A 25752-nucleotide genomic window follows, 5' to 3' on the forward strand; every position below is an offset into this window, starting at 1 on the left:
CTGATTATTCTCAGGCCGGTTCTTTCTCGATACTCATATAATCCAACGGCAGTTCGGTCGTGTATTTGATCTGCTCCATGGCAAAGGCAGACGAGACATCGCGAATGTCGATCTTTGTGATCAGGCGCTTGTAGACTGCGTCATAGGCGGCAATGTCCGGCACGACAACGCGCAGGAGATAGTCGACGTCGCCACTCATGCGATAGAATTCGACCACTTCAGGGAATTCCTGCACAACTTCGGAGAAGCGCTTCAGCCACTCATTGCTGTGCGACCCGGTGCGGATCGAGACAAAAACGGTCACCCGCGTGTTGACGCGAACCGGGTCCAGAACCGCGACCCGGCGCTGGATCACGCCGTCCTCTTCCAGCTTCTGGATACGGCGCCAGCACGGAGTCGTCGAAAGGCCGACTTTCTTGGCGACATCTGCCACCGCAAGCGTTGCATCTTCCTGGAGGAGGCGAAGAATTTTTCGGTCGAGTCTGTCCATGTTTGTCATCCCTGTGGAATGGGATACTTTATGGTCCGATAATCAACTTGCGTACAAGAAAATTATTCCAATCTTTGCAAATTTGAAAAAAATTTCATCCAGATGTCTGGGAAATTAGAATCCTGACCTTCTCCTGCACGACTGGTAGAACGTTCTGCGCGAACCATGGATTCTTCTTCAACCAGACGTTGTTCCTCCAGGAGGGATGCGGCAAGGGCAGAATGGACGGGCCGGTGTCCACTTCGAAATATTCGCGCCAGTTGAGGACCGTATCCGTCATGCTGCGCTTACGGCGACGGCCGAGATGATAGGCCTGTGCATATTGGCCGATCGTCAGGATGAGTTCGAGCTGTGGCATGGATTGAAACACGCGATCATGCCACGTCTCGCGACATTCCCGCCGGGGTGGAAGATCGCCGCCGTGCGCATCATAACCTGGAAAGCAGAATCCCATGGGCACGATGGCGAACTTGTTTGGATCGTAGAAGGCGTCCCTACCGACGCCGAGCCAGGCACGCAGCCGATCCCCGGAAGGATCATTGAACGGCAAACCGGTATTGTGGACGCGAATGCCGGGGGCCTGCCCACAAATGACAATGCGCGCGGTTGAAGACACGACGCAGACCGGATTCGGTTCGACCGGCAAGGGCGAACCGTAACGCGGCGCCTCCCGGCAAATACGGCAGGTCTCTATTTCGGCAGACAAAGCAGCGAGTAACAGCGAATTTGTCAAGGTTCACGCCTTGGCGCTCGGGCGGTTCGAGACGGCGCCATGCCAGCGGCGGAGGCTGATGAGTTCCTCGGGTATCTGGATTCTCGCTGGCTTCAGGAAATCGACCCCCACGAGTAGCGTGATGTCGGCAATCGAAAACGCGCTGCCGGCGATGAATTCATTCCTCGCGAGTTGGTCATCCATGATCTTCATGTAAGCCTCGGCCTTTGAGCGGTTCGCCTCACCCCATGCGGGAACTTGCGGTATTTCCCATTCGGCCATCGCCGGGTGTGTGTGGCGGAAGGCGGCTGTAACGGCCGCGAGGAGATAAAGCTCCACACGGCGGTTCCACATTTCAACCTGTGCCTTGCCAACCGCGCCTGTACCAAACAAGGCAGGTTCTGGGTGGAGCTCCTCGAAATAGCGCGAGATTGCGACGGACTCAGTGAGGATTGTGCCATCATCGAGTTCGAGTATCGGTAGGCGCTGGAATGGATTGAGTGCTGTGATCTCCGGAGATTTGTGCCCCATAGCGGCCATATCGACCGGTATCAGCGGCACTTCAATGCCTTTTTCGTTCAGAAATATGCGTATGCGGCGTGGATTGGGCGCGCGGCCCCCATCATAAAGCTTCACAGAATTCCTCCCAGTAGGCGACCGATCCATCCAGACAATTGTTCGATCAAGTCTGCCGGGCGATTGGGTTGCTGTTGTGGCAGCTCGAGTAGTTCCTTCTCGTGTTCCCTGCGCCAATCCTGCGGTATCTCAAACGTTGTGCCCCACAAGCCTTTTCTTGCCGCCGCGAGCCTGCGTCTCCGCATCATGATAGTCGCCATAAGCGACGGCCTGTCCCGCCTCGACCATTGCCCGGTTGAGGTTGAGCTCACCGGCGGAGCAGGTTGCAAGCCTTCGATTATATTTGTCGCGCCCGTCTTCCGCGCATTGGACCGGCTTGCCGCCGATCAGCCGGATTAGCGCTTGGCGGGAGGCCTGACCACAGGTATTCGGCGCTGATGCATTGCCGCAACTTTGGGCAAGTTCCGGCGCGTCAATACCCTTGAGGCGAATGTGGTTCCCGGAAACCGAGATCGTATCGCCGTCAATAACGTAGGCTTTGCCCACAAGAGGCTCCACTGGTTCCCGCTGGTTGAGCTTGGCAACAAGTAAGGCGACCAAAGCAAAAAAGATCGCCATCAACACAAAATCCAGCACCCTCCGGCCAAACGAGCGCGGCGCCGATACCGGACGCCGCCATCTGCGGCGATAGCTGCGATAGCCTCTGCTCATCGGTGATGCACGGGATTACAATGCGCCATGAATTGCCTCAAATTTCCAGAATCGATTCGATTCTTCCCATTCGATTTGATGCTCCATTAATCATTTATGAATAGGCTTGCGATGCAATGCTGCCACAAGTGCAGATCAGCTCGTGAACTTATAGATAGAATCGAGACGGTATTCTATCCATGCGTTTACGCCCTAAGGCCATCTGGAACGAGGCGCATGGCACTACTCGACGCAACCAGTGCAGACAAAAATATTGTTGATCGCCGCAAATTGCCGCGCAACAAGGATCTGTCGAAGCTCATGCGCGGCGCCCGCGACCGCCTGATGGAGCGTTCTGGCATCAATCATTTCGAACGCGAATTGCTGTTCATGCACACCCGGGCGCTCATCGTCAATGCGGCAACGATCCCGCTCTTGATTGTGATGATCGCAGTCATCGGCGTCTTTGCAGGCCTTGGCAAGAGCATCGTGCTGTGGGCGGGCTTTACGATAGGTCTCTACGGTGTACTTGGCCTACTGGCGCGGCGCCTGGCAAAACGAGGCATTGGCAACGAATACATCCGGCAATGGCAGATGATCTATCTCGGCGGTCATTTCATGACCAGCATAGGTTGGGCCTATTTCGCTTACCTCGATTGCCCGGCCTGTGGCGCCGGCCTTTTTCCGGTTATCAAGGCGGTAGTGATCATTCTTGCCATGGCCATTACCGCTGTCGTTGCATCGGCCATGCGCGCCGCGGTCCTGGCCGCGTTCACACTGCCGGTGATCACCTATACACTCCTCGCATCCAATCACATGGATACCCCCCCTCATGGCAGTGATGGTCGCCATGCTGTTTGCAGGGCTTGCTTTCTTCTATCTGGTCGCGACCCGGCTTAACCGGTCCGTTGCGGTTACCCTGGCGCTTCAGGCCGAGAAAGACGCGTTGATCGCCGAGCTCGAAACAGCCAACGCCATGTCCGACGAAGGAAGGCGGCGGGCAGAGGAAGCCAACCTGGCAAAATCACGATTCCTCGCCTCCATGAGCCATGAACTGCGCACGCCGCTCAACGCCATCCTCGGATTCTCGGAGGTCATGGCCAAGGAAGTGCTCGGTCCCATTCAGAACGGGACTTACCGGGAATACGCCAGCGATATCCATGCATCCGGCGAACATCTGCTCAATCTCATCAACGAGATCCTCGATCTGAGCCGCATCGAGGCCGGGCGATACACGATCAAGGAAGAACCCCTGCTGTTGGCCGAAATCGCCAATGAATGCATCCACATGATGAATTTGAAGGCACGCAACAAGGACATCACTCTTATTCCACAGTTTGAGACGGGAATGCTGCTGCTTAACGCCGATGAGCGCTCAATCCGTCAAATCCTGCTCAATCTCATGGCCAATGCCGTGAAATTCACTCCGCCCAATGGCAAGATTGATGTGAAGGTGGGATGGACCGTAGGCGGCGGGCAATACATCTCCGTTCGTGACAATGGTCCGGGCATCCCGCCCGAGGAGATTCCGATCGTGCTTTCGGCTTTTGGACAGGGATCGATCGCCATCAAGAACGCCGAACAGGGAACTGGCCTTGGGCTCCCCATCGTGCAAGCGCTTGTTCATATCCATGATGGAGAATTCCACCTGTTCTCCAAGCTGCGTGAGGGCACGGAAGCACTGGCGACATTCCCGCGCAGCCGCGTCATTCAAGCGACGCCGGCAAGTCCCAAGAAACCCGTTCAGCAAAAGGCCGCCTGAAAAACTCAACTTCAATTTATTGTTATTTGCTCGTTATTTAGCAGCACTGCATTGCTCCGTGCAGTGCAACAATTTGATTGGGGACATGTATTAATGAACGCAAATGGAAATAATCGGCCATTGGTCATCCCTGCCCTCGGCAACATTTATAGCAATCTGGGCGAATTCTCGGAAACGATACTGCGCGTGATAACCGGCATCGCATTGATTGTGCATGGTTCCGGAAAAATCATGAACCCCTTCGGTGCTGTGGGAATGGTCGAAGGTCTGGGGTTCTATCCAGGCGTGTTCTGGTCTCCGCTGTTGTCCGTGACCGAATTCGTGGGCGGCATTCTACTGACCATCGGACTGCTCACCCGCCCGGCCGCTTTTGCCACGACGATTATCCTCGCCGTCACCATCTACTTCCACGGTATTGTCCAGGGACAAGGCTGGAGCGGTGCGGAAAAGTCGATCCTTTGGACGGCGATCCTTTTCTTCTTCGTCATTCGCGGCGCCAGCAGCTACTCGGTCGATGCGAAGATCGGCAAGGAATTCTAACTCACTCAAGAAAAAAGCCCGCTTCTGCGGGCTTTTACCGTCTCAGTCGCGGTTACTGACGCCCGCCTGATCAAACGTCGCCATGCCGCTATGGCAGAGCGCAGCTGCCTTGACAATGCCCGCAGCCAGCGCGGCACCCGTGCCCTCGCCAAGCCGCATTCCGAGATCGAGAAGCGGCTTTTTGCCCAACTTTTCCAGAACGTTGCGATGACCTGGCTCCGCTGAGACGTGCCCGAACAGGCAATGATCGATCGCGTCGGGTTTGGCAGCATGCAGAACCGCAGCCGCGGCCGTCGCGACATAGCCATCAATGATTACCGGGATTTTTTCCACGCGTGTCGCGAGGATTGCACCGGCCATGGCCGCTATTTCACGGCCGCCGAGACGCCGCAGGACTTCCAGCGGATCCTTCAGATGTGATGCGTGCAGCGCGACTGCAGTACGAACGGCATCGGCCTTGCGCTTCAATCCTTCGCCGTTCGATCCTGTGCCAGGTCCGACCCAATCTTCCGCTGTACCGCCATAGAGCGCGTGGAAAATCGCGGCTGCGATCGTTGTGTTACCGATCCCCATTTCACCGATGCAGAGGAGGTCCGTGCCGCCAGCGATTGACTCCATGCCGAAAGCCATTGTAGCCGCGCAGGTCTTTTCGTCCATTGCCGCTTCCTCGGTGATGTCTGCAGTCGGATATTCGAGCGCGAGATCGAAGATCTTCAGGCCGAGGTCGTTGGCGATGCAGATCTGATTGATGGCTGCTCCGCCCGCAGCAAAATTTTCGACCATCTGCGCCGTCACCGAGGATGGATAGGGCGAAACGCCCTTCGCAGTAACACCGTGATTTCCCGCAAAGACCGCCACGAGAGGACGCGTGACCTGTGGCTTGGCCCGGCCCGTCCATGCGGCAAGCCATTCGACGATCTCTTCCATGCGTCCCAGCGCGCCGGGCGGCTTTGTCAGCGTCGCATCGCGCTTGCGTACGGCTGCAACAGCCGCCTCGTCAGGTCCGGGCAATGTGTCAATCAGAGTGCGAAAATCGTCAAACGGCAGGCCAGTGGTCATGATATCCCTTGCAATCAAGTCTTCATGGCAAATTAGGAACCTCCGTCCTATAAGCGCTGGAAGAGAAAAGGCAAAGGTCAACACACGGCACAGAGTGTCGCGACCCTTCGATTCAGAGGTTTTTCAATATGGAACTGGTCAAGGAGACGATGCGGGCGCTGGCCTTTCTCTCGCGACTGCCCGTCTCGCCGCACTGGTTCGCCGGGTACAGCGGTTCTCTCCATGATACAGTCCGCGGCTTTCCCCTTGCAGGCATGATCATCGCCCTGCCCGCGTCGATCATTTTGCTCGTCGCGGTTACGCTCGATCTGCCTGAAATGGCCACCGCCTTGTTTGTGATTGTGGCCTTGATCGTTACCACCGGCGCGCTGCATGAGGACGGGCTGGCCGATGTCGCCGACGGCTTCTACGGCGGCAATTCGGTAGAGCGACGGCTCGAAATCATGAAGGACTCGTCCATCGGCTCCTACGGCACGCTCGCCCTGATCGTCAGTGTCCTTTTGCGAACAGCACTGCTGGCCACGATCGTCGATGAAGTTGGACCATTCCAGGCAGTGATCATCATTGTTGGAACGGAAGCCGGCAGCCGGGCCGCACTAGTCAAATTCTGGCAGAGCCTGCCATCCGCGCGGGCCGGCGGTGTCGCTGACCGGGCAGGAATCCCAAGTGCCGAAGACACCAATTTTGCCTTTTTCCTCGGCGCGGTCATCCTTGCGATCAGCTATGGCACCGCCGGCGGACTAACGGCCGTCATCATTGCCGCAGTTCTGACCGCACTCGTTTTCCTTGGTTTTTCACGGCTATGCCGGGAGAAGCTGGGCGGACAGACGGGAGATACATTGGGCGCCATACAACAACTCACGACGATTTCACTTCTGCTCGGGCTTGTCATTGCGCTTTAACCGTACCAAATCTGTGACATGAGCATCATCGAGTCACCCTGTATTCTTGTTTGCGCGATCGATATGAAAACGGGCTTTTGCTTTGGTTGCGGGCGCACGCGCGACGAAATTGGTGCCTGGTCGATCATGTCACCTGAGAATCGCCGCGCCATCATGGCGGGCCTGCCTGCCCGGCTTGAAACTATCGAGCGGCGTCCACGCCGCGAAACTCGGCGAAACCGGATGGCACGCGAAAAACAGCAGGAGGTATGATCAAACCATGAGCCGCCTGTTCTGGATCATCATCGCTCTCATTGGCGGCACTCTCCTTCTGCTGATGGCCAATAGCGATAGCGGTTCGACGCTGGGCATGGCCAATGACGATTTTGCCCGCCTTGCCTATATGGGTATCTGGGGTATTGTCCTTGCCTCCGCCCTCCTCGGCTCGGGCATACCGCTCAGCCACTTCCTGCGCAGCATCGCGATCTGGATCATCATCATTCTGGCCCTCGTCGCAGGTTATCAATATCGCTATGAATTGCAGGACGTCGGCCACCGCATTACAGCGGGTTTGATTCCCGGCAGCCCCATCTCCAACAGCAATGGCGATGGTCTGGTCACCGTGACATTGGCCAAGGCAGATAATGGTCATTTTGAGGTTCGGGGTGAAGTGAATGGGGCAACCGTGCCCTTCATGATCGATACCGGTGCATCCTCAATCGTGCTCTCGGCTGACGAAGCCCGCCGGGCCGGTTTCAATCCGGACAAGCTCTCCTACAGAACACCGATCATGACCGCCAATGGCATGACAACGGCCGCGAATGTTACGTTGGACAGCATCAAGATCGGTGCCATCGAGCGGCGCAATATCCGCGCAATGGTTACCGAGGACGGCCGGATGGCCGGCAGTCTGCTCGGCATGAATTTTCTGAATACGCTCAGCGGTTTTTCCGTGCGCGGCGACCGCCTGGTCCTGTCGGATTAAGCCGCTTCCTCCGCTGGAGTGGTTTGGATTGCCTCAAAGGCGCGACGGATCACATCGCTCGTGGCATTGGCCTGATTTGCTTCGGTCGAGAGAATTTGCCGCCAGCGACGCGCACCCGCAGCGCCGTGAAACATGCCCACCATGTGCCGGGTAATATGAGAAAGCCGGCCGCCACGCACGATGTGGGCATCCGCATAGTCGCACATACGGTCGATGATGGCGCCGATCGAGGCCGATGCGCCATCGTCGCCGTATATTCTCGTATCGACATCGAGGAGGAGCATCGGATTCTGATAGGCAGCGCGACCAAGCATAACGCCATCTACATGATTCAAATGCTCAACCGCTTCATCGAGCGTCTGAATACCGCCATTGATCCCGATGAATTGATTCGGATTTTGCCGTTTCAGGCGATAGACGCGATCATAGTCCAGCGGCGGAATATCGCGGTTTTCCTTCGGTGAAAGGCCCTTGAGCCAGGCTTTGCGCGCATGTACCCACAACGCATTGGCACCAGTCTGGAACACGGCGCCTGCAAGGTCATCCAGAGCCACTTCGGTATCCTGATCGTCCACGCCGATACGGCACTTGACTGTCACCGGAAGTGCGACTGCCTGCTTCATTGCGTGCACACATGCAGCAACGACGCCCGGCGTCTGCATGAGGCAAGCTCCGAACGTGCCCGATTGAACGCGGTCAGATGGGCAGCCGACATTGAGATTGATTTCCTGATAACCCATGGCTTCGCCGACGCGCGCGGCTTCTGCCAGTTTTGCAGGATCGGACCCACCCAGTTGCAGGGCAACGGGATGTTCGTCTTCTGCAAATCCTAGAATTCTCTCGCGATTTCCATGGATCGCCGCATCTGCAACCACCATTTCGGTGTAGAGCAAGGCACGGCGTGTGAATTGTCGATGGAACGTTCGGCAATGCCGGTCGGTCCAATCGATCATCGGCGCCACAGCAAATTTGTATTGCTTGTAATCGTTATATTTTTTTGTGTTTTCAACCACTTGCGGTCATTTCCGAATTGTCTTTTGTCCTACCGTTTCCGACCGTTCTTGACCTTTTTCCACTATTTGGTACTACAATGTCGTACCGAATTGGGGGCATGTCGTACCGTGGGAACTATCGTACCGAGAAAGAGAAAGAACGGCACGATCGGGTATACCGGTCAGATCGTCATAAAGCGTAAAGGCGTTATTGTCCATCGAGAGGCCAAGACCTTTGATCGACAACAGGCGGCATCAGCTTGGCTTAAGCGCCGGGAAACTGAACTTGCGGTGCCGGGCGCGGTCGAAAAGGCAAAAACATCTGGCGTCACGCTCGACGACGTCATTGACCGCTATATCAGGGATCGACCAAGGATTTCGGCAAGACCAAAAAGCAGGTTCTGGCCTCTATCAGGACTTACGACATAGCAAAGTTACCGTGCGAACAGATCGACAGCGCCGCCATTGTCGAGTTCGCACAGCTGCTCTTGAAGGATCGTCTTCCCCAGACAGTCGCAAACTACATTTCGCATCTGGCGTCGGTTTTTGCCATCGCGCGCCCGGCATGGAATTACCCGCTCAGCCAACAGGCCATGAAGGACGCGCAGGCGGTCACGAACCGACTGGGTGTCACGAGCAAGAGCCAGGCACGGTCCCGCCGCCCTACCCTGGAAGAACTCGACAAATTCATGGAACATTTCGACCTCCGGACAAAGCGACGGCCGGATTCTGCTCCGATGACGAAGATCATAGCATTCGCGATCTTCTCGACCCGCCGGCTCGAAGAGATCACGCGGATTGCCTGGTCGGATTTGGATGAGGAAGGAAAACGCATTCTCGTGCGCGATATGAAGAACCCAGGCGAAAAGATCGGCAACGATGTCTGGTGCGATGTTCCTGCGGAGGCACTGCAAGTTATCCAGACTATGGATCGCAGCAGTACGGAGATATTTCCATATAGCCCCGATGCGATCAGCGCATCGTTCACGCGTGCAGGGCCATTGTTAGGAATTGAGGATCTGCACTTCCATGATTTGCGGCACGAGGGCGTTTCGCGGTTGTTCGAAATGGGATTGAATATTCCGCATGCAGCTGCAGTGTCCGGACATCGTTCGTGGAACAGCTTGAAGCGATATACCCACCTGCGGCAGACCGGCGACAAATACGCGAATTGGAAGTGGCTAGAGAAGATGAAGTCCCCGGGTTAAGTTCCGGCGTGGCAGGCCGATGGAAATGGTCCACGCCATCCCTTTCCTTAATATCCGTTCCATGGTCACAACTGCCCGCGTCTGACGGATGTCTGGATAAGCCCGGCCGCCAACAATATGCATACACAGATCGATATGACGCGGGCTCCTGTCGTCGCTACTCCTCAACCTCCAGAGGGAAGCGATCACGTAGCTCTGCGAAAATGGGCTCGCCGTCGGCGCCTATGCAATCGGCCGGCACCTCGACCAATTCAGTGCGTAGGCTATCTTCCAAAGGTGGATTGCCGAAGTTTGTGCGGTAACAGACGGCCTCCCAAACACCATCCTCCGAGAGCGTATATCCGAACCACATTTTCACGCCTTTACTCATTTCAATCTCGACCTCTCGACATCTAACGGAGATAGCGCCCAATTGTTTCTGCGCATGTCGGAAATAGACGCTGATCAGTGACCCCGCGCAGACTGAGAGCAACACCATCCGCTGCTCCCCTGCGACCGGAAGGGATGCCGTGTTAGTTACTGTTACGTACTTTCCTCTAATGCCGCCGAGATGCATATTCGTGTGCAAGGAGTGATCCTGAATCTTAGTCGCGGCATGCATTCCGGGAGAATATGCGACATGGCTGACACTTTACATCCGGCAGCGATTGAGCACTTACCGGTCTTCATCACTGCTCCCGGCCAAAGCGATTGGCTGTTCACCGTGGTCGCCGTGGTCCTTTTGGCCGCCGTTCTTATGATTGGTAATCTCTACTTTCAAATCCATGCTCTTCCCGAACGAATGGCGCATCGCGGCAAAAAAGTGCAAATGGAGATTGTGGCCGTCCTGGCGCTGATCTCCCTGTTTACCCACAACCATATCTTTTGGATCGCCGGCCTGTTGTTGGCGCTGATTGATCTGCCGGATTTTTCGACGCCAATGGGTTCAATTGCACAGTCGCTGGAGAAACTGTCGGGGCGCGATACCGCCGAAGAGGCAACAGTCCCACCCGAGCCCGAGCCTGAGCCGAAAATCAAGATTGTGCGTGAGAGTATCTAGATTATGTTGGAGCTGCTTCTCTGTTCAATGCTCACGATCTTTCCGGATTATCTCTTCCGCCGCTACGTCCAAGGAAAGCGCATCGGGCGCGAGATTACCCTCTATACGATGTGGTACGAATTACGCTGGGGAATTACGGCGTGCCTGTTGCTGACTGTTTCGTTGATCACCCTTATCTTTTACTATCATCCGTCGACGAAGAACGTCACCGCGATATTCCGTACCGTGACCATCCTTCCGGAAACCACCGGCCGCGTTGCCGAGGTGTTTGTTGGCGTCAATGCGAAGGTAGAATCAGGCGCACCGCTATTCCGGCTCGACAGTTCTGAACAGGAGGCAGCGCGGGAGACGGCACAACGCCGCATAGCTGAAACCGTCGCCGAGACGACAGTGGCGCAAACAGAACTGGCCGCGGCGGACGGTCTCATTCAGCAGGCGCAGGGCGCATACCAGCAAGCTTTGGACGAGTTGGCGACGAGGCAAGAGCTTCTGCGGCGCAGGGCGGACGTTTCGGTCCGCGAGGTTGAGCGCTTGCAAGTCGTCGCGGACGGCCGGAAAGGTGGGCTTGACGCCTCTGTTGCAAACAAGCGGACGATCGAGACAAAACTGGAATCGCTCCTGCCTGCTCAGAAGGCGAGTGCAGAGGCAGCGCTCGCGCAGGCACAAGTCGAGCTGGATAAAACCCTGGTTCGGGCCGGCGTCGCTGGAACCGTCCAGCAGTTCACGCTTCGGCCCGGCGACGTGGTCAACACGATGATCCGGCCCGCAGGGATCCTCGTTCCCGAAGAAGCCGGACGGGTAGCGCTTATTGCCGGTTTTGGTCAGGTCGGGGCGCAGGTGATGAAAAAGGGGATGATTGCCGAGGCCACGTGCATCGGCAAGCCATTTACGATCATTCCCATGGTCGTCACGGAAGTACAGGATGTTATCGCCGCTGGACAATTGCGGCCGACAGACCAGCTTGTCGATGTAAGACAGCTTGCGCAGGGGGGAACGCTCACCGTGTTCCTCGAGCCGCTCTATTCGGGGCAGCAGGCAGGCCTACCGCCGGGCAGTAGTTGCATTGCAAACGCGTATACCAACAACCACGATGCGCTCGCGGCGAAAGACATCAGCACGTCACGTTGGCTCTTCCTGCACGTCGTGGATGCGGTAGCGATCGTGCATGCCGGCATAATTCGAATTCAGGCGCTGATGCTGCCCGTCCAGACTCTTGTGTTGGGTGGGCACTAAGCGGCCTTGTGAACAATCAGCGCAACATCGCAGGGGAATAGAGGAAAAGCCAATAGTGGTGCTGAGCGCACGAGGTTTCCAAAACTGCCCGAGCTAGGCGACCAACGGAAAGCAAGGGGCGAACCAACGCGACCACCTTTTTTGCAACGTGCTCGTCCCGGTTAGCGTTCCCGCGTGACATCAACGTGTTCCAACTAACAATGAGAAATTGGAACGTTTTCACACTTGCCCCACCCCTTCCGTCTCCTTAGTAGATAGAATCAGGCCGACATCCCTTGAGCCGCAAAGCGAGCATTTAAGCTTGGGCACCAAATCGTCATGCATGGTGCCGTGACCCCGGCCAAGTTGGATGGCAAGTGCTTCCAAATCCAATTTCACGCAATGACGGCATGAGCAGCAATAGGCGCGCAGATTGTGTGCGTTGTCGATCAGCGCACCGATTGTATTGAGGGCGATGGACATCGCGCTACATCTGCACCGGACGCCAGACGATCCGCTTCTTGTTTACCCTGTCGCGGTCATCCTCAAAGGCGACAGCCTCGCAATCGGCGACATCGCATTCCTTGCACCGAAACCTCAAACTCTCAAACGTTCGGCCATGGCCATTTATGTTGGCCAGATCGCTGGCGACGAAGAAGCCAACCTTCTCGCATTTCCGGCACATCACCCGCACCAACATGCCCTGGCGGGCCGCCTGTCCTAAAGTTTGCATCGTTCTTGTCATGCGAACAAAATGAGAACATATTCCCAAATCGTCAAGGGCAATGATGCCGCAGACAGCCCCTTGCGCGCATCAAAAGATCGAATATCATCCCGCCTAGCCACCTTCGCAATGCCACCCACTAAAATGTTCCGGGACGTTCAGCATGGTACAAGCAGTATCGGTCGTTCTACTTGTGATTTTCATGTTGCTGACCAGTCTATTTGTATCTTCGTATAGATATTTGGTCGCGCCCCCTGGTAGCGGTGTCCAGGGCGGCTACATGAGTGTTAGCCTCGGGCCGGTAATCATATTCTTCGCTCTCCATTTGGCATTGTACTGGTCTTATCGAACCATCCGCGGAAAAGACAATGTCGGAACCTTCACAGGCTCGAACATCAACTTCATCAGTTTAATTGTTCCATGTCTTCTATATCTTGTGGGGATTCTGGTACGAAACTGAACGATCAGAGGTTAACTGCCGGCGGCTTGCGGTACAGTCAGGGAGGAATATTCTGCGCTCCATGTGTAACCTTTATAACGCCACCACGACTTTTGAAGCGATGCGGCAACTGTTCCTGCCGATCAATGATCTCACCAACCGCCTGACGCCACAGATGGATGTCTTTCCGGATTATCACGCTCCGATCGGGAGGAAGAACGCCGATGGCGAACGGGAGCTTATCTTAGCACGATGGGGCATGCCGACACCGCCGCAATATCTCAAAGGCGCAGTCGATAGCGGCATTACCAATATCCGAAATCCAAAGTCTGCGCACTGGTCGCCATGGATTGGACCTGCCAATCGATGCGTTGTGCCGGCGACCAGTTTTGCCGAGTATGGGCGCGATCCAGATCCTGTGACCAAGAAAAAACCGCTCTACTGGTTTGCCCTCAACGAGGAAAAGCCACTGTTCTGGTTCGCCGGCATCTGGACACCCTGGTACGGGACTCGCAAAAAGAAGGAAGGGCCCGTCCAGGCAGATATCTTCGCGTTCCTGACGACCTTTGCCAATGCCGTTGTCAAGCCGATCCATCATCAGGCCATGCCTGTCATTCTACGGACGGCGGGAGAAATCGACGCTTGGATGAATGCGCCAGCCGAAGACGCGCTGCAGTTGCAAAGGCCCCTGCCTGATGATGACCTGATCATTTTGCCACAACCGAAGGCCGAGGAAGAGGAGCCCCTTCTAATATGAGCTCAAAGGACGACAACGAGCAATTTAAGGTAAAGGCGAAATGGGCCGATCTTTCGCCCCGACTCGGGTCGTCTATGGCACGCGTCTTTTTGGCATCGGCAAGATTTGCGTCGCCATCGCTATCCTGATCATGCTGGCACTTCCACTTAGATCCCATCTTGTCGAAGCCATTCTGATGTCTGAAGCGCCCAAGCCCACCTATCCCGAGCATATGGAGAAAGCTCCAGCCGGGTTGTTCGAGCATTACTGCATGCATCCCGGTTGCAAGGCGTGGGGAGCGTTCGGCTTTGAAAAGCGGTACGGTCAGGAGTGGTACTGTAGCGAGCACAAACGCGATGGGGAGGTTTAGCGCTTTGCTTGCCACCATGCGGGCATTCCAGCCGATTGTTGAGGCTATGCTACCGGAACGCAGAGTCGGGGCGGTGCGTTTTACCGGCATGCGCGAACTTCCATTCCCCAGTGTGACCATTACGACCGACCTCGGTAAGACGAAAGACATCGAGTCCGTTGGCGTAGCAGCGCTGTGGCTTGTTGCGCATTGGCCTGTGCAAACGGGAGACAAATACCAGGCTGCTCGGCAAGCATGCTTGGAGGCTTGGGATGAAAAGTCACTTGCACGGCCTGCCGGGACGCCTTCATCGAGGCTGCCAAAGAGGCGGGCATTTACGTCAAACACCAGCGGCTTTAGCCCTTTTTTATTGATACGGCTAGGCCTTTAGTCCGGTGTCGCTTTTCGGGGATTGGAAGTATCCTTGGGGTGCGGGCTCGTCCCGGCCCGGCAAGGCCGGGGCCATTTGATCTATTTACGCAAGAGTTTACCGTAACGTACTTCTGCTTTCCGTGGGGGTGGGCCATAATCATCGTAGGCGGTTTATCAGGCGAGATTTGATGGGATACAGGCAGACCAGATACATCTTCCTCAAGGAGCTATTTCACCAGATTCGTGTGGTATGGCCGATCGTGTCCGGGATCAGCGTCGTGATGGTGGCGTGCGGGCTTCTGGTCGGGTGGATAGAAGGCTGGCGCGTGACCGACACGCTCTATTTCACCTTTGTTACTGGCCTTACCATCGGCTACGGGGATCTGACACCGCAGCATTTTTCATCGCGCGTTCTCGCCATCGCGATCGGCTTCTGCGGCATCATTATGACCGCACTTGTCGCGGCGGTCAGCGTGCTGGCGCTGCGTGCTACGGTCATCGATCGCGACTCATGAGCTCTGCCGAGGGCTGCGCTTTTTTGGAAGGGGGATGCTTCGTGAATCATCTGTGGCAAGAAATCCGGCACAACCCGATCCTTTGGCTACTCGCCGTCGTGCCCTTCGTTTTTGCGGCGAAGATAGCCAGCCCGGGAGCACACACGCTGCTTTTTCTGCTCGCCGTGCTGGCCATCATTCCCTTGGCGACTCTGCTCAGTCACGCCACCGAGTCCGTCGCGGCCAAAACAGGCGATGCAGTCGGCGGCCTCCTCAACGCAACACTCGGCAATCTCACCGAACTCATTATTGCGCTGGCTGCACTCCGCCTTGGCCAGTTTACTTTGGTGAAAGCTTCAATAGCGGGAGCAATTGTTACCAACACCCTATTTATGTTGGGAGCGTCGTTCCTGCTCGGGGGGCTGAAATACCACGTTCAAGACTACAATCGCGTCAATGCGCGTCTGCAAACAAGCCTGCTGTTTCTGGCCGCAGTCGCACTGATTATCCCCTCAGCAGTTGCCTCTGCCGATTATGAGGTGCGGTCGGAGTTCATGCAAAAACTGAGTGTCGGCCTGTCGGTCGTCCTGATCGTCGCCTATGGACTGGGTCTCGTATTCTCGCTGAAGAGCCACAGCGAACTCTTCGGCAGCACAGAAGAGGCTCCGCTGGAGCAGGCTTGGCCGCTCAATGTGGCCCTTATTACGCTGACCGGCGTGACGGTGCTGGTGGCGCTCGTCAGCGAAATCTTTGTCGAGATCGGTTCAGGAAGCGGCGGTGACATTCGGAATGACGCCCGCATTCGTGGGCTTTATCGTCGTGGCGTTGGTAGGCGGTGCGGCGGAAATGGCATCAGCCTTTTCCGGCGCTCGCAAGAACAGGCTCGATCTGAGCGTCGGCATTGCTCTCGGGAGCGCTGCGCAGATCGCTCTCTTCGTTGCGCCAGTTCTAGTGCTGCTGAGCTACGTCATCGGCCCGGCGCCCATGGACCTGCAATTCTGGCCGGGCGCGGTCGTCATGGTGCTCGTCGCTACGACGACAGCCACCATCGTCACCAATAGCGGGCACTCGACATGGTTCGTCGGCGTGCTGATGTTGATGGTCTATTTCATTCTGGCGATGACGCTGTATTTGCTGCCACCCAGCGGGGTGTAGTAGAAGTTGTCCAAAAGTGCTTGAACGATCTTCTTGGTGCATTGGAGACGACGCAGATTAGCGTTATTGGTGCGCTTGAGCGATGGCTGGTGCCGTTGCTACCGACAACTGAATGCCATTTAATAGGTCCTGATCTAGCGCTTTACTTGGTCTTTCTCCGCCTGCTCCAGTCGCTGGAGCAATTTCTTGAATCGATCGTCATAAGCGGAAACCTTGTAGTGGCTGCGAAATGCCTCCCGCATGTCGTCCTGGCTTAATTGCCTCACGCAGAATGTGACTTACAGCTCCCCAATCCATTGTAGTTCCTGCGGTGAGTATTTGGGAACATGGGGTGAACTCGAACAAGATTTCATCGCCCAAGGAGGCGAGAGCGGCGTCTTCGAAATGCACGACGGGCAGATCATTCGAAGGGACTAGCGCCAGCAGGGGAACCATTCCCGCGTTTCAAAGTTTAACCACACATTCGGGAACCACATTCCCGGATAATTCACCCCGCAACGACTTGGCCAGACCACAAGGTCTGGCCTTTTTGACCGCCACTAGCAAATTTGATGGAGTGGAGCCAAGGGGCAACTATCTGCTATAGGCACGATGGAAGACTACAAGCCGTTCACGCTCTAACTTGTGATTTGACAGCCCGTATTGAGGCGACCACGATGAGGTTAATGCCCTCTGTCCATAGGGCAACGAGTCCCGGCTCTCCGAAGGAAGTTCGGTTCCCTTGCCGGGACTCGTGTCATTTCCGTTGAGGCTACGTCAACCTCGAGACATACAGAAATTGATGGAGTGGAAACCTCGGCGCCGCTGTGCTGCAATGAGGGTATGGAAGACTATAAGCCGTTCAAAATCGTATCTGTCCTCCAGGGCAGTAAGTCCATCGCCATCGATTCCGTATACGATGCAGCCAGATACATACTGGAGAAATGGCCCGACGAAGAGACGGGGCCCAAGTATGAAATTTGCAAGGCAATCCTATTGAAATGCCTGGAGGGAGGTTGTTCCGCGGCTGTTGCTCGTGTGGCCTTTGTCGAAGCTGCGAGAGAGGCAAACATTTACATTGAGACGACACCTCGACCGCCAGCAACGGGAAAACTGGAGCGCTGGCACAAGAGCAAGCCGAGACGTCGATCTTAACGGCCGGAATGTGATTTGACTGTGGGCGGGTACAGGTCGAAACTTATCAGGTCAGATAATCTTAGCCCTGACATTGAGGCCTGGCTGTTCCCTTCTCCTAGAGCCGGGCCTCATTTATGTCCGGAAGCGTACAAAGTTGGAACGAAGTCGGTTTTGGTTTATTGCTTATCTTGCTGAATTCCAGGTCAGCTGAGCTCCTGATTTCCGCCCCCGTAGATTCAGGACTCAAAAATTGGACGGTGTGCCACAAGCACGCCGTCCTTTTTGTTGCGGGGTCACTCGCTCACGGGCACGCAAACTGGACTGAGGAGCATTGGCCGATTAGAAGCAGCGATCACCCCCCAAAAAAATCTGTGTTGATGCACTCGCGGGAAAGGTCACATGCACAACCAGTCGGAATGCTTTTATTGCAGCTGCGAGAGAGGCTGGCATCTACATCACATACAAGCGGCTTTAGGGCATCTTTATTCTTACCGCTAGGCCTTTAGTCCGATGTCGCTTTCTCGAATTGGAAGTATTCTTCCGGTGTCGGCACGCCCCGTCGGCAAGGGTTTTGGGGGCCCAATAGCCCGGTCAGCCACCCTCCGTGCTGATCGGGCTTTTTCGCACTAAGGCGTTGGTTTTGCCGAAAGCTTGGCTTCGTTCCGTCGTTGCGCTCCAGACCTATAAGCAGCTAAACTTAGGGTTGTGCAGACCAAAATCTGATCACGCAGCATCAGCGGTTCGGTCCTGGGGTTCCGGAGCTCTCGCCAACCGGCGACCGGCGCGCGGGAGCAAACCAAAATAAATCATGTTGCACACTTTGCTGGTGGCAACGAAGGCTTGGTTCACCCGTCTCCGAGCGATGCAGGGCCACGCCTCACCGATGAAATAGCTTCGCGAGCCACTCGAACGAGAAACGAACCTTGGCGCGGGACCGAAGGCCGAGGCAGTGAGCACGCATTGTCCGAACAGTCAACTACGACTTTGGCAACGACCATAGTCAGAATTATTAATTGAGCGCCGGCCGACAGCTGGTATGGTGCCGGCGCTGGCGGTCTTGCCGGTGGTCGTTGCCCTGATTTCCAATGATACCCTTTGCGGGGAAACGGCCCTTTTAATCCCTCCTAAGGAGTCCGCATGAGCGGGGTGAGGTCTGGCGGAAGCTCGAGCGCTTCTTTTTCACACGCCAGACCTCATGTAGGGACGATAACGCAAAAAAAAGCCCCACCCATCCCGAAGGACAGTGGGGCGAACCTTGACAAATGCGGCGTCATCGCACGCCCATCAGAACTTCACCCTGAACCCCGCAGTCCCGTTGAGGCTGTAGCTGTCGGCGAAGTGAGACAGGCTGGTGTTGACGGAAACCTCGCTGTAGATCGAATATTTGTCATCATTCCAGTTATAGCTGCCGCCAGTGCCGATACCGCCCCAAGTCCGGTCGTTCTCGCTGGCAAAGTTTACGCCTGATACTTCAACTTCCGTCCCATCCAGAAACTCATAATAAAGATTGGCAATACCGTAAAGGTGCGTGCGGGTTGTCGTTCCTGAAGCACCCTCCCAAGCATTTTCATAATCTGCCGAAAGTCCGAGACGACCCTTGAGGCTATCTCCGCTCCCGAGAGAAACATTGGCGCCGAAGGGGTCGGTGAAGTCGTCAAAGTCTACATTGGAATATGCGAGCTGGGCCTGCGGGGTAAGCGCCCAGCTCTGGTTCAAAGCAAGTCGTTTGCCGGTTTCCAAGCTGAAGGCGTAGCCGAAACCGTCATTCCCATTCGAGAGACTACCGAGAACGCCGGAAGACAGGTCACTTTCATACGATGTCGCCTGCGCCTGCGCGTCAAGGTAGAAGCCGTTCTGGCCATACCAGGTCAGCGTAGCACCCACTCCGTAGCCATCGGTGTCGACCTCGCCATTGCCGAATATGGAGGATACATCTGCGGATGCATTGCCATACTGCGCGGTGATGCCTCCGATGAGTTTGCCGCTGTCGCTTTCGTAAAGTTGCCCATCCAGACCGCTTTGGATCTTCCATGTGTCCAAATCGTAATCAGTGGCACTCGTTGAAGTTCTTGGATCAAAGCTTCCATGTGCGCCTTCGATGCGCGCCCATAAGCCGCGTCCCTCAACGAAGGCCGAACCGCCGTCAGAAGGCTGCGGAGCCGGCTCGATTGTTCCGGGACCATCACCCTGAGACAGCATTCCATTGCCAGCGCCCGACCAATAGCGATTCCCAACGCGTTGCTGCAATGTTGGCAGTCCGTTGAGACCGAGCAATGTCTGTGCATACGCCTCATAAACAGGAACGCCAGGCTGATAGAGCGGCGAAGATGGCGGGGTTGGATCCGCAGGATCCGTTGGATCCGCAGGATCCGTTGGATCGGTGGGGTCAGTTGGATCCGAAGGATCGGTGGGGTCAGTTGGATCCGCAGGATCGGCCAAAGCGGACCGCAGGTACCAGCTCCCGTCGGTGGGCGTCGTGACGCCATTCTTGTATAACCTATAGGCGTAAGCGCCGCCAATGACGGCTTCGTCGCCCTCGAATACATAGTCGCCATCAAGTGCAAAGCTGCCGGCGGAAGAACCGGCAACATCGATCACCCGTATCCCTTCCACAGTCGGCGCGCCGTTGCCGCCAACATTGGCCACAACAAGCGTGGTCGATCCTGACGTGTCGCCGAGAACAACCAGCCTGTCCGTCGTTGACGTGTCATCGCCGAGCGCCGTATTCAACCGCAAAGTGCCGTCGGCGCCTATATAGTTGCCGCTGACAGTCAGTGTTGTTCCCGGCGCACCACCAACATTGACCAGTCCGGCATTGGTAAGCACGCTGACGGTCTGATCGAGATCCGGCCGCATCGAGGGTTCCGCCCGCAAGGACGGACGTCGGGGAATTGGGACTAAAGGCGTTCGTTGCGCCAGCCGCGAGCGTTCCGGCCTCGACCGTTGTTGCACCTGCGTATGTGTTCTGTGCAGTCAGGATTGTCGTTCCGCCGCCGATATGCCTGACGTTACCCGAGCCTGAGATCACACCGCCGAAGTTCAAGCTGTCGGAACGATTGAAAGCAAGGGAGCCGTCGTTTGCGACGTCTCCGACGATAGAGCCCGAAGTGCCGCCATTACCGAGCTGCAAGGTTCCGGCGTTGATGGTGGTCCCGCCACTATAGGTATTGTTGCCGGTCAGGATCGTAGTGCCCGAGCCGTTCTGCTCCACGGCACCCGAACCGGAAATGACTCCCGGCACCAAAAATGTATCGGAGCGGTTGAACGCGAGAAGGCTGTTATTCAACACGTCCCCTGCGATCGAGCCGCTGATTCCGCCGTCTCCGAGCTGGAGGGTACCTGCGGAGATCACGGTCCCACCACTATAGTCGCTGTTGCCCGTCAGGACGAGAGACCCCGTTCCTGTCTTGTTAAGCCGGCCCGGGCCGGTTACGCCCTGTGCCAATGTCGAATTGAAAGCCTGTGTGTCAATCGTGCCGCCCCCGACATCCAGAGTCACCGCGCGGCCCGCCGACAAGTCGAAACTGCTGTTTAGTTGCAAGGTGCCGCCATTGAAACTGACGCCGCCCGTCGAAGCGCCGAGCGCATTGTCAGCGCCGACCGCAACTACGCCGCCATTGATGAAGGTTCCGCCGGAATAGGTGTTGCCAGCCGCAACCGAGGGTTGAAGCGTAAGGGTTCCCGCGCCGGTCTTTTCGACGGCACCGGTCCCGACGATCTGACCGACATAGGTGCCATTATCGGGCTGCGCAAACCGTACAAGGCCGTTATTGGTAATGTTGGCGACATTGTTAGCGGGAAGAAGCTGCGTTGGCAGAGCCTGCGCACGCGCTTCCAAGGTGCCAGCCGGATCTATAATCACCTGGCCGGTATAATTGGTGTTTGCCCCCGTCAGAACAAGCGTGCCGTTTTGGACCGTAGCCACGGTGACACCGGTGATCGTACCGCTCAGCGTCCATGTTCCAAGATCGTTTTTGACGAGGCTTTCAAAGCCGTTGAAATTGCCAGCCATGGACGACTGGCCGTCGCCACTGAGGAAGATTGCATCAGTGCCGCCGCCACCACTGAAATTGCCGGTAACGGTCGATGCTGTGTAGAGGCGCAGGATATCGTTGCCATTGGCAAGATTGATACTACCGCGAATGATGCCTCTATTGGTGAAGTCGAGCGCTCCGGCGCCCGATCCGCCGATGACCGTACTGGTTGTTCCGTTGCCGGCTTCGATAATGCCCGTTTCATTGTTGATGACGGTATTGAGACCGGAGGCATTCTGCGACCAGATCGCGACAGAGTTGTTCGCGTCAATCAGGCCATTATTCGTGAGCACATTGCCGGAGCCCTGGAAGTTCACGGCCTCAGCGCTGCCTTGGGTCCCCAAAGCGAGCAGTTGGCCTCCCTGTTCGATCGTCAGAGTACCATTGTTGTTGATCTCAACAGCGTTTCCGCCCGTATTGTAATTGCCAGTGGTGCTGGTTGCCGTCGCACTGACGAGGCCGCCACCGGCAATGGTGATGGCCGCATTATTTCGCAGGCTGATCGCATTCAAGTTGCCCACAGCAACCTGAGCACCGGCCCCAACATTCACAGTGATGTTGTCTGCAGCAGCAGAATTGCCAGCGCCGACTGTGCTCGTAAAAGGATTCGGAGCTGCCGTATCGCAAGTGATGACACCTCCAAGGGTGACGCAATCGGCAAGCGCCACCGCCGGCGCCATTAATGAGCCTCCGGTGAAGACAGCAGCGAGGATTGGCAAACGTGCGGCCGATGATGCCAAAGCGGAATGAAGTCTCTGCATGCTTGTCTCCTGAGAATCTTTTTTGACTGTCTAGCGTAGAACCATTGAATTGCCTGTGTTCAATCGGCAACAAAGTTTAAATCTTGAAGTAAATTTTGAACTTTCCCCTGAAACTGCTTGAGAACACGCGACTCCTTCCCGCTGTAGCCAAGTCCACCGCGTTGTGGAACCGTCAAACAATGTGAGGACACCAAGACCGTCACGGCAGAATCCATTCGATCTGCCGTGGTCGTCGACGGCTCCGGTACAGCGTGGCTTTCCCGGTGTCCTCACACAGGTCTCACTGATCCCGATCAATCCGCAATGACGCAAAAAAAGCCCGCCCGTGATGAGGCTGACGGGCCCGGGTGGCGTTAAAACTTCACCCTGAACCCTGCTGTCCCATTGAGACTGTAGCTCTCGGCGAAGTGAGACAGGCTGGTGTTGACCGAAACCTCACTGTAGAGCGAGTAACTGTCGTTATTCCAATTGTAGCTGCCGCCTGCCCCGATGCCGCCCCAGGTGCGGTCATTGGCGGTGGCAAAGTTCACGCCTGAGACGTCGGTCTCATTGCCATCCAGGAACTCATAATAGAGGTTGGCGATGCCATAGAGATTGGTGCGGGTGAGCTTTCCGGCTCTGTCCTCCCAGGCATTTTGATAATCGGCGGAAACGCCGATCCGGCCCTTGAGGCTGTCGCCGCTGCCAAACGACACGTCGGTGCCGAACGGATCGGTAAAGTCGTCGATATCGACATTGGAATAGGCCAGCTGCGCCTGCGGCGTCATGGTCCAGTTCTGGTTGAGATTGAACCGTTTTCCGGTTTCAAGGCCGAAGGCGTAGCCAAAGCCGTCATTGCCGTCGGCGAGACTGCTCCCAAGCGTGGTGGAGGTGAGATCGCTATCATACCATGTCGCCTGCGCCTGTCCGTCGAGGTAAAAGCCGTTCTGGCCATACCAGGTCAGCGTGCCGCCGAGACCATATCCATCGGTGTCGATCGAGCCATCACCGAAGAACGAGGCTATGTCGGCGGAGGCATGGCCGTAATGGGCGGTGAGACCGCCGATGAGCTTACCGGCATCGCTTTCATGGAACTGGCCATCGATCCCTGTCTCTACCTCCCATGTATCGACATCATAGTCAGACAGCGTAGTTGAAGTCCTGGGCTCGAACTTGCCATGCGCACCTTCAATCCGGCCCCAGATACCACGGGAATCGATCGCGATATCGCCACCCTCCGAGGGGAGCGGTGCGGCTTCGACCATGCCCGGGCCATCGCCTTGCGCCAGCGCACCATTGCCTGCCCCGGCCCAATAGCGATTGCCTCCGCGCTGCTGCAGGGTCGAGACACCGTTCAGGCTTTGCAGGACCTGACCATAGGCTTCGTAGATCGGCACGCCGGGTTGATAGATCGGGCGCTCAGGTCCACCAGGATTTCCAGGTACACCCGGTTCCCCAGGATTTTCCGGCTCACCCGGTTCACCGGGATTTTCCGGCTCACCCGGTTCGGTCGGCGATGTAAGGGCCGATCGCAGGTACCAGTCTCCATCACTGGGAGTGCTCACCCCGTTCTTATGCAGGGTATAGCCATAGGCGCCGGCAACAACCGCCTGTTCGCCATTGATCACATAATCGCCAAGCAGCGAGAATGTGCCGTTGGAAGCGCCGCCAATGTCGACGATCTTGATGCCCTCGACAGTCGCTGCACCCGTGCCGCCCGTATTGATCACTTTTACATTGCTGCTGCCGGAGGTGTCGCCGGTTACCACCAGACGGTCCGTCGGCGAGGCATCGCCGCCAAGCGCGGTCTCTATCTGGAGCAGACCACCGGTGCCGATATAATTGCCGGCAATGGTCAATGTGCCGATGGAACTACCGGGGGCAATCGTGCCTAGGTTCTCGACATCGCCGAAGATCGTGCCGACGCCGCCGAGAGTACCGGCAGTCGCCACGGAGACCGGGGTTGTGATTGAACCGTTTATGGCCAAAGTACCGGCAACAACCGACGTCAGCCCACTATAGGTATAGTCGCCATTCAGGATGGTCGTGCCAGTGCCGGACTGGACTACATTGCCGGTTCCGGTGATGACATTGTCGAAGGTGACCACGTCGGATCGATTGAATCCCAGCGATCCGCCGTTCAAAGCCAAATCGCCGAGGACACTGCCGCTGGTGCCGCCATCGCCGATAGCGAGCGTTCCAGCCTGAATGTCCCAATTCGTCGTGGCCGTGCCGGTGCCTGTCAAGGACCACATGCTTGCACCGGTCTTCTGGAAAGTGTCGAAATTCTGATATTGCGGGCCGATGGCCGACACGTCGAAGACGGCGTCATCGCTTCCGCCAAGCCGGAGCGTGTCGTTGGTACCGAGCGCGCCCGCAACGACATTGCCTTCGATCACCGATCCGGCTTGCAGTTCAAGTGTGGCTCTGCTCGTCACCGTCACACCGAATTGAATAGCGTCGCTCTGACCGACACCGGCCCGGATCGTGCCGCGGTTAACGACTGAGACGTTCCACGTGCCGTCATGGGCAATCGCGGCCGCCCCGTTCCCGCCTTGCAGCAGGCCAAAGTTGGTCATTGACGACAGTTGATTACCGCGACCTCGAACTGCCGCGTTTCCGGCTGCGGCCCCGGCCAAGTCCGAGCCACCGCGGATCGTGCCATAGTTGATCGCAGTGAGGGCGGCTACGGTCCCGACCATATACAAGCCCGCGCCTGCACCTGTCCCGGTGCTATTTCCCCCCAGCACCGTGCCGCCGACGTTGTTGATCAACGCCGCACCGGCGTTAAGCGCGACGCCGCTCCCGGCGTTAGAACCAGCGGTGCGGACATACGCATTTGCGGTTCCGGCGGAGATCGTGCCGTTGTTGACCAAAGTACTAGGATTGATCAGTGCGACACCGAGTCCCCCCGTTTGCCCTGCATTCTGCCCCGCACCGCCGGTGATCGAACCGTTATTGACGACCTGGCCGGTACTGCTCGAGGCCGAATTATTCACAGACAAGCCTGTGGCAGCCCCAATGGTGGCTGTCGACGCGCCGCCCACAAGGGTGCCCGCGAAGGTCAACGTACCGGATGGAAAGTTGCCGGAGAAGATTATGTTTCCCGGATTGTTCGGAGCAGTTGCAATGCCAGAAAGGACGAAGCTCTGTGTGTCGATCGTCATCGGCTTAGTCGGTAGCGGAAACGCTGTGTTACTCACCGTGAAGCTGCTCGTCAGCGTGATCGTCGCAGTGGCATCGGGATCGGCGTTCGCCGCGGTGATGGCGTTGCGCAGCTCGGTCTCATTGCTCACCTCGTAGTCTGCCGCCGAGGCTGGAGATACGGCATAGGAAAGCGCCAATGTGGCGCAGCTTACGCCGGCCAGAAGGTGCCTTCTTCTGACCTGTTGGGCAGTATCAACCGTGTCGTCCATGCTATCCTCCAGAGATTACACCAATAGCGAG

The 25752-nt window shown here is 56.6% G+C and carries 23 protein-coding genes and 3 pseudogenes; 16 read left to right on the forward strand and 10 right to left on the reverse strand.

All coding sequences use genetic code 11. The annotated features are described in order from the left end of the window. Window positions 1–10: 10 nt before the first annotated feature. The 4 genes from N8E89_RS00330 to N8E89_RS00345 form a co-directional block, all read right to left on the reverse strand. Entirely contained in the window at window positions 11–490 is a 480-nt protein-coding gene (locus tag N8E89_RS00330; protein ID WP_099998570.1) for an Lrp/AsnC family transcriptional regulator, read from the reverse strand. A 94-nt stretch (window positions 491–584) separates the two neighbouring features. Next, entirely contained in the window at window positions 585–1223 is a 639-nt protein-coding gene (locus N8E89_RS00335; RefSeq protein ID WP_210203711.1) for a uracil-DNA glycosylase family protein, read from the reverse strand. 3 nt (window positions 1224–1226) lie between these two features. After that, window positions 1227–1838, reverse strand: a complete 612-nt coding sequence (locus tag N8E89_RS00340; RefSeq protein ID WP_106662912.1) for a glutathione S-transferase — start codon at window positions 1836–1838, stop codon at window positions 1227–1229. 129 nt (window positions 1839–1967) lie between these two features. After that, window positions 1968–2396: a thermonuclease family protein gene (locus N8E89_RS00345; protein WP_262260750.1), complete on the reverse strand. Its 429-nt coding sequence runs from the start codon at window positions 2394–2396 to the stop codon at window positions 1968–1970. Window positions 2397–2705: 309 nt separating this feature from the next. On the opposite strand from N8E89_RS00345, the pseudogene N8E89_RS00350 reads away from it, so the two are divergent. Together N8E89_RS00350 and N8E89_RS00355 are read left to right on the forward strand one after the other, a co-directional pair. Next, window positions 2706–4230 (forward strand): annotated as a pseudogene (locus N8E89_RS00350) (sensor histidine kinase). A gap of 93 nt (window positions 4231–4323) precedes the next feature. After that, the gene (locus tag N8E89_RS00355) at window positions 4324–4770 is read left to right on the forward strand and encodes a DoxX family protein (RefSeq protein WP_106662909.1); all 447 of its coding nucleotides are present in this window, start codon (window positions 4324–4326) and stop codon (window positions 4768–4770) included. 42 nt (window positions 4771–4812) lie between these two features. Here N8E89_RS00355 and cobT read toward each other — a convergent pair whose 3' ends face one another. Continuing rightward, window positions 4813–5832, reverse strand: coding sequence for a nicotinate-nucleotide--dimethylbenzimidazole phosphoribosyltransferase (gene cobT, locus N8E89_RS00360; RefSeq protein ID WP_262261974.1), 1020 nt, complete (start codon window positions 5830–5832; stop codon window positions 4813–4815). Window positions 5833–5957: 125 nt separating this feature from the next. Here cobT and cobS point away from each other — a divergent pair, with 125 nt between their 5' ends. From cobS to N8E89_RS00375, 3 genes are read left to right on the forward strand one after another with little or no spacing between them, the layout of a single operon-like run. After that, window positions 5958–6731 carry an adenosylcobinamide-GDP ribazoletransferase gene (gene cobS / locus N8E89_RS00365; protein WP_245448619.1) on the forward strand — a complete coding sequence of 258 codons (774 nt, stop codon included), beginning with the start codon at window positions 5958–5960 and terminating at the stop codon, window positions 6729–6731. Window positions 6732–6749: 18 nt separating this feature from the next. Then, complete coding sequence (locus N8E89_RS00370) at window positions 6750–6983, forward strand: DUF1289 domain-containing protein (RefSeq protein WP_262260751.1); 234 nt, start codon at window positions 6750–6752, stop codon at window positions 6981–6983. Between the two features lie 7 nt (window positions 6984–6990). Continuing rightward, window positions 6991–7695, forward strand: coding sequence for a TIGR02281 family clan AA aspartic protease (locus tag N8E89_RS00375; RefSeq protein WP_262260752.1), 705 nt, complete (start codon window positions 6991–6993; stop codon window positions 7693–7695). On the opposite strand, the gene dusA is transcribed toward N8E89_RS00375, so the two are convergent. Beyond that, the gene (dusA, locus tag N8E89_RS00380; protein WP_262261977.1) at window positions 7692–8648 is read right to left on the reverse strand and encodes a tRNA dihydrouridine(20/20a) synthase DusA; all 957 of its coding nucleotides are present in this window, start codon (window positions 8646–8648) and stop codon (window positions 7692–7694) included. The genes N8E89_RS00375 and dusA overlap by 4 nt on opposite strands. Before the next feature lie 168 nt (window positions 8649–8816). Here dusA and N8E89_RS00385 point away from each other — a divergent pair. The 3 genes and pseudogenes from N8E89_RS00385 to N8E89_RS00395 all read left to right on the forward strand — a co-directional run bounded on the left by N8E89_RS00385 (window position 8817) and on the right by N8E89_RS00395 (window position 12167). Then, window positions 8817–9895, forward strand: a pseudogene (locus N8E89_RS00385) (tyrosine-type recombinase/integrase). Window positions 9896–10514: 619 nt separating this feature from the next. Further along, window positions 10515–10934: a hypothetical protein gene (locus N8E89_RS00390; protein ID WP_262261978.1), complete on the forward strand. Its 420-nt coding sequence runs from the start codon at window positions 10515–10517 to the stop codon at window positions 10932–10934. Between the two features lie 3 nt (window positions 10935–10937). Then, entirely contained in the window at window positions 10938–12167 is a 1230-nt protein-coding gene (locus N8E89_RS00395; RefSeq protein WP_262260753.1) for an HlyD family secretion protein, read from the forward strand. 219 nt (window positions 12168–12386) lie between these two features. Here the strand turns inward: N8E89_RS00395 and N8E89_RS00400 are convergent, their stop codons facing one another. Continuing rightward, window positions 12387–12629 (reverse strand): hypothetical protein, encoded by a 243-nt coding sequence (locus N8E89_RS00400; protein WP_262260755.1) that lies wholly within the window; start codon window positions 12627–12629, stop codon window positions 12387–12389. Here N8E89_RS00400 and N8E89_RS00405 point away from each other — a divergent pair. The 8 genes and pseudogenes from N8E89_RS00405 (at window position 12622) to N8E89_RS29220 (ending at window position 18006) form a co-directional block, all read left to right on the forward strand. Next, window positions 12622–12870: a hypothetical protein gene (locus N8E89_RS00405; RefSeq protein WP_262260757.1), complete on the forward strand. Its 249-nt coding sequence runs from the start codon at window positions 12622–12624 to the stop codon at window positions 12868–12870. The two genes, N8E89_RS00400 and N8E89_RS00405, sit on opposite strands and share 8 nt — an antisense overlap. A gap of 521 nt (window positions 12871–13391) precedes the next feature. Continuing rightward, complete coding sequence (locus tag N8E89_RS00410; RefSeq protein WP_262260758.1) at window positions 13392–14066, forward strand: SOS response-associated peptidase; 675 nt, start codon at window positions 13392–13394, stop codon at window positions 14064–14066. A 40-nt stretch (window positions 14067–14106) separates the two neighbouring features. Continuing rightward, on the forward strand, window positions 14107–14415 hold the full coding sequence (locus tag N8E89_RS00415; protein WP_262260759.1) for a hypothetical protein: 309 nt from the start codon (window positions 14107–14109) through the stop codon (window positions 14413–14415). An 88-nt stretch (window positions 14416–14503) separates the two neighbouring features. Further along, a complete protein-coding gene (locus N8E89_RS29210) occupies window positions 14504–14785 on the forward strand; it encodes a DUF982 domain-containing protein (protein WP_410010391.1) in 282 nt (93 codons plus the stop codon). 169 nt (window positions 14786–14954) lie between these two features. Continuing rightward, a complete protein-coding gene (locus N8E89_RS00420) occupies window positions 14955–15281 on the forward strand; it encodes a potassium channel family protein (protein ID WP_262260760.1) in 327 nt (108 codons plus the stop codon). A gap of 41 nt (window positions 15282–15322) precedes the next feature. Then, window positions 15323–16415, forward strand: a pseudogene (cax, locus tag N8E89_RS00425) (calcium/proton exchanger). Between the two features lie 822 nt (window positions 16416–17237). Next, window positions 17238–17549 (forward strand): DUF982 domain-containing protein, encoded by a 312-nt coding sequence (locus N8E89_RS29215; protein WP_410010325.1) that lies wholly within the window; start codon window positions 17238–17240, stop codon window positions 17547–17549. Between the two features lie 349 nt (window positions 17550–17898). Next, window positions 17899–18006, forward strand: a complete 108-nt coding sequence (locus tag N8E89_RS29220) for a DUF982 domain-containing protein (protein ID WP_410010392.1) — start codon at window positions 17899–17901, stop codon at window positions 18004–18006. Between the two features lie 809 nt (window positions 18007–18815). Here the strand turns inward: N8E89_RS29220 and N8E89_RS00430 are convergent. From N8E89_RS00430 to N8E89_RS00440, 3 genes are all read right to left on the reverse strand, one after another. Then, complete coding sequence (locus tag N8E89_RS00430) at window positions 18816–20357, reverse strand: autotransporter family protein (RefSeq protein ID WP_262261979.1); 1542 nt, start codon at window positions 20355–20357, stop codon at window positions 18816–18818. Next, complete coding sequence (locus N8E89_RS00435) at window positions 20239–22326, reverse strand: autotransporter-associated beta strand repeat-containing protein (protein ID WP_262260761.1); 2088 nt, start codon at window positions 22324–22326, stop codon at window positions 20239–20241. Before N8E89_RS00435 ends, N8E89_RS00430 begins: the two co-directional genes overlap by 119 nt. Before the next feature lie 353 nt (window positions 22327–22679). Continuing rightward, window positions 22680–25721, reverse strand: a complete 3042-nt coding sequence (locus tag N8E89_RS00440) for an autotransporter family protein (protein WP_262260762.1) — start codon at window positions 25719–25721, stop codon at window positions 22680–22682. Window positions 25722–25752: the final 31 nt, after the last annotated feature.

Origin of the sequence: Phyllobacterium sp. A18/5-2, assembly GCF_025452215.1 — a bacterium.
In the GTDB taxonomy this organism is placed as follows: domain Bacteria; phylum Pseudomonadota; class Alphaproteobacteria; order Rhizobiales; family Rhizobiaceae; genus Phyllobacterium; species Phyllobacterium sophorae.

Excerpts from the sequence above, each read along its gene's own strand:
- N8E89_RS00440 (WP_262260762.1), bottom strand. The coding sequence starts at position 25,721 with ATGGACGACACGGTTGATACTGCCCAACAGGTCAGAAGAAGGCACCTT.
- N8E89_RS00370 (WP_262260751.1), top strand. The coding sequence starts at position 6,750 with ATGAGCATCATCGAGTCACCCTGTATTCTTGTTTGCGCGATCGATATG.
- N8E89_RS00345 (WP_262260750.1), bottom strand. The coding sequence starts at position 2,396 with ATGGCGATCTTTTTTGCTTTGGTCGCCTTACTTGTTGCCAAGCTCAAC.
- N8E89_RS00420 (WP_262260760.1), top strand. The coding sequence starts at position 14,955 with ATGGGATACAGGCAGACCAGATACATCTTCCTCAAGGAGCTATTTCAC.
- N8E89_RS00355 (WP_106662909.1), top strand. The coding sequence starts at position 4,324 with ATGAACGCAAATGGAAATAATCGGCCATTGGTCATCCCTGCCCTCGGC.
- N8E89_RS00435 (WP_262260761.1), bottom strand. The coding sequence starts at position 22,326 with ATGCAGAGACTTCATTCCGCTTTGGCATCATCGGCCGCACGTTTGCCA.
- N8E89_RS29210 (WP_410010391.1), top strand. The coding sequence starts at position 14,504 with ATGCGCGAACTTCCATTCCCCAGTGTGACCATTACGACCGACCTCGGT.
- N8E89_RS00410 (WP_262260758.1), top strand. The coding sequence starts at position 13,392 with ATGTGTAACCTTTATAACGCCACCACGACTTTTGAAGCGATGCGGCAA.
- N8E89_RS29215 (WP_410010325.1), top strand. The coding sequence starts at position 17,238 with ATGGAAGACTATAAGCCGTTCAAAATCGTATCTGTCCTCCAGGGCAGT.
- N8E89_RS00400 (WP_262260755.1), bottom strand. The coding sequence starts at position 12,629 with ATGTCCATCGCCCTCAATACAATCGGTGCGCTGATCGACAACGCACAC.
- N8E89_RS00390 (WP_262261978.1), top strand. The coding sequence starts at position 10,515 with ATGGCTGACACTTTACATCCGGCAGCGATTGAGCACTTACCGGTCTTC.
- N8E89_RS00375 (WP_262260752.1), top strand. The coding sequence starts at position 6,991 with ATGAGCCGCCTGTTCTGGATCATCATCGCTCTCATTGGCGGCACTCTC.
- N8E89_RS00395 (WP_262260753.1), top strand. The coding sequence starts at position 10,938 with ATGTTGGAGCTGCTTCTCTGTTCAATGCTCACGATCTTTCCGGATTAT.
- N8E89_RS00405 (WP_262260757.1), top strand. The coding sequence starts at position 12,622 with ATGGACATCGCGCTACATCTGCACCGGACGCCAGACGATCCGCTTCTT.
- dusA (WP_262261977.1), bottom strand. The coding sequence starts at position 8,648 with ATGATCGATTGGACCGACCGGCATTGCCGAACGTTCCATCGACAATTC.
- N8E89_RS00330 (WP_099998570.1), bottom strand. The coding sequence starts at position 490 with ATGGACAGACTCGACCGAAAAATTCTTCGCCTCCTCCAGGAAGATGCA.
- cobS (WP_245448619.1), top strand. The coding sequence starts at position 5,958 with ATGGAACTGGTCAAGGAGACGATGCGGGCGCTGGCCTTTCTCTCGCGA.
- N8E89_RS00415 (WP_262260759.1), top strand. The coding sequence starts at position 14,107 with ATGGGCCGATCTTTCGCCCCGACTCGGGTCGTCTATGGCACGCGTCTT.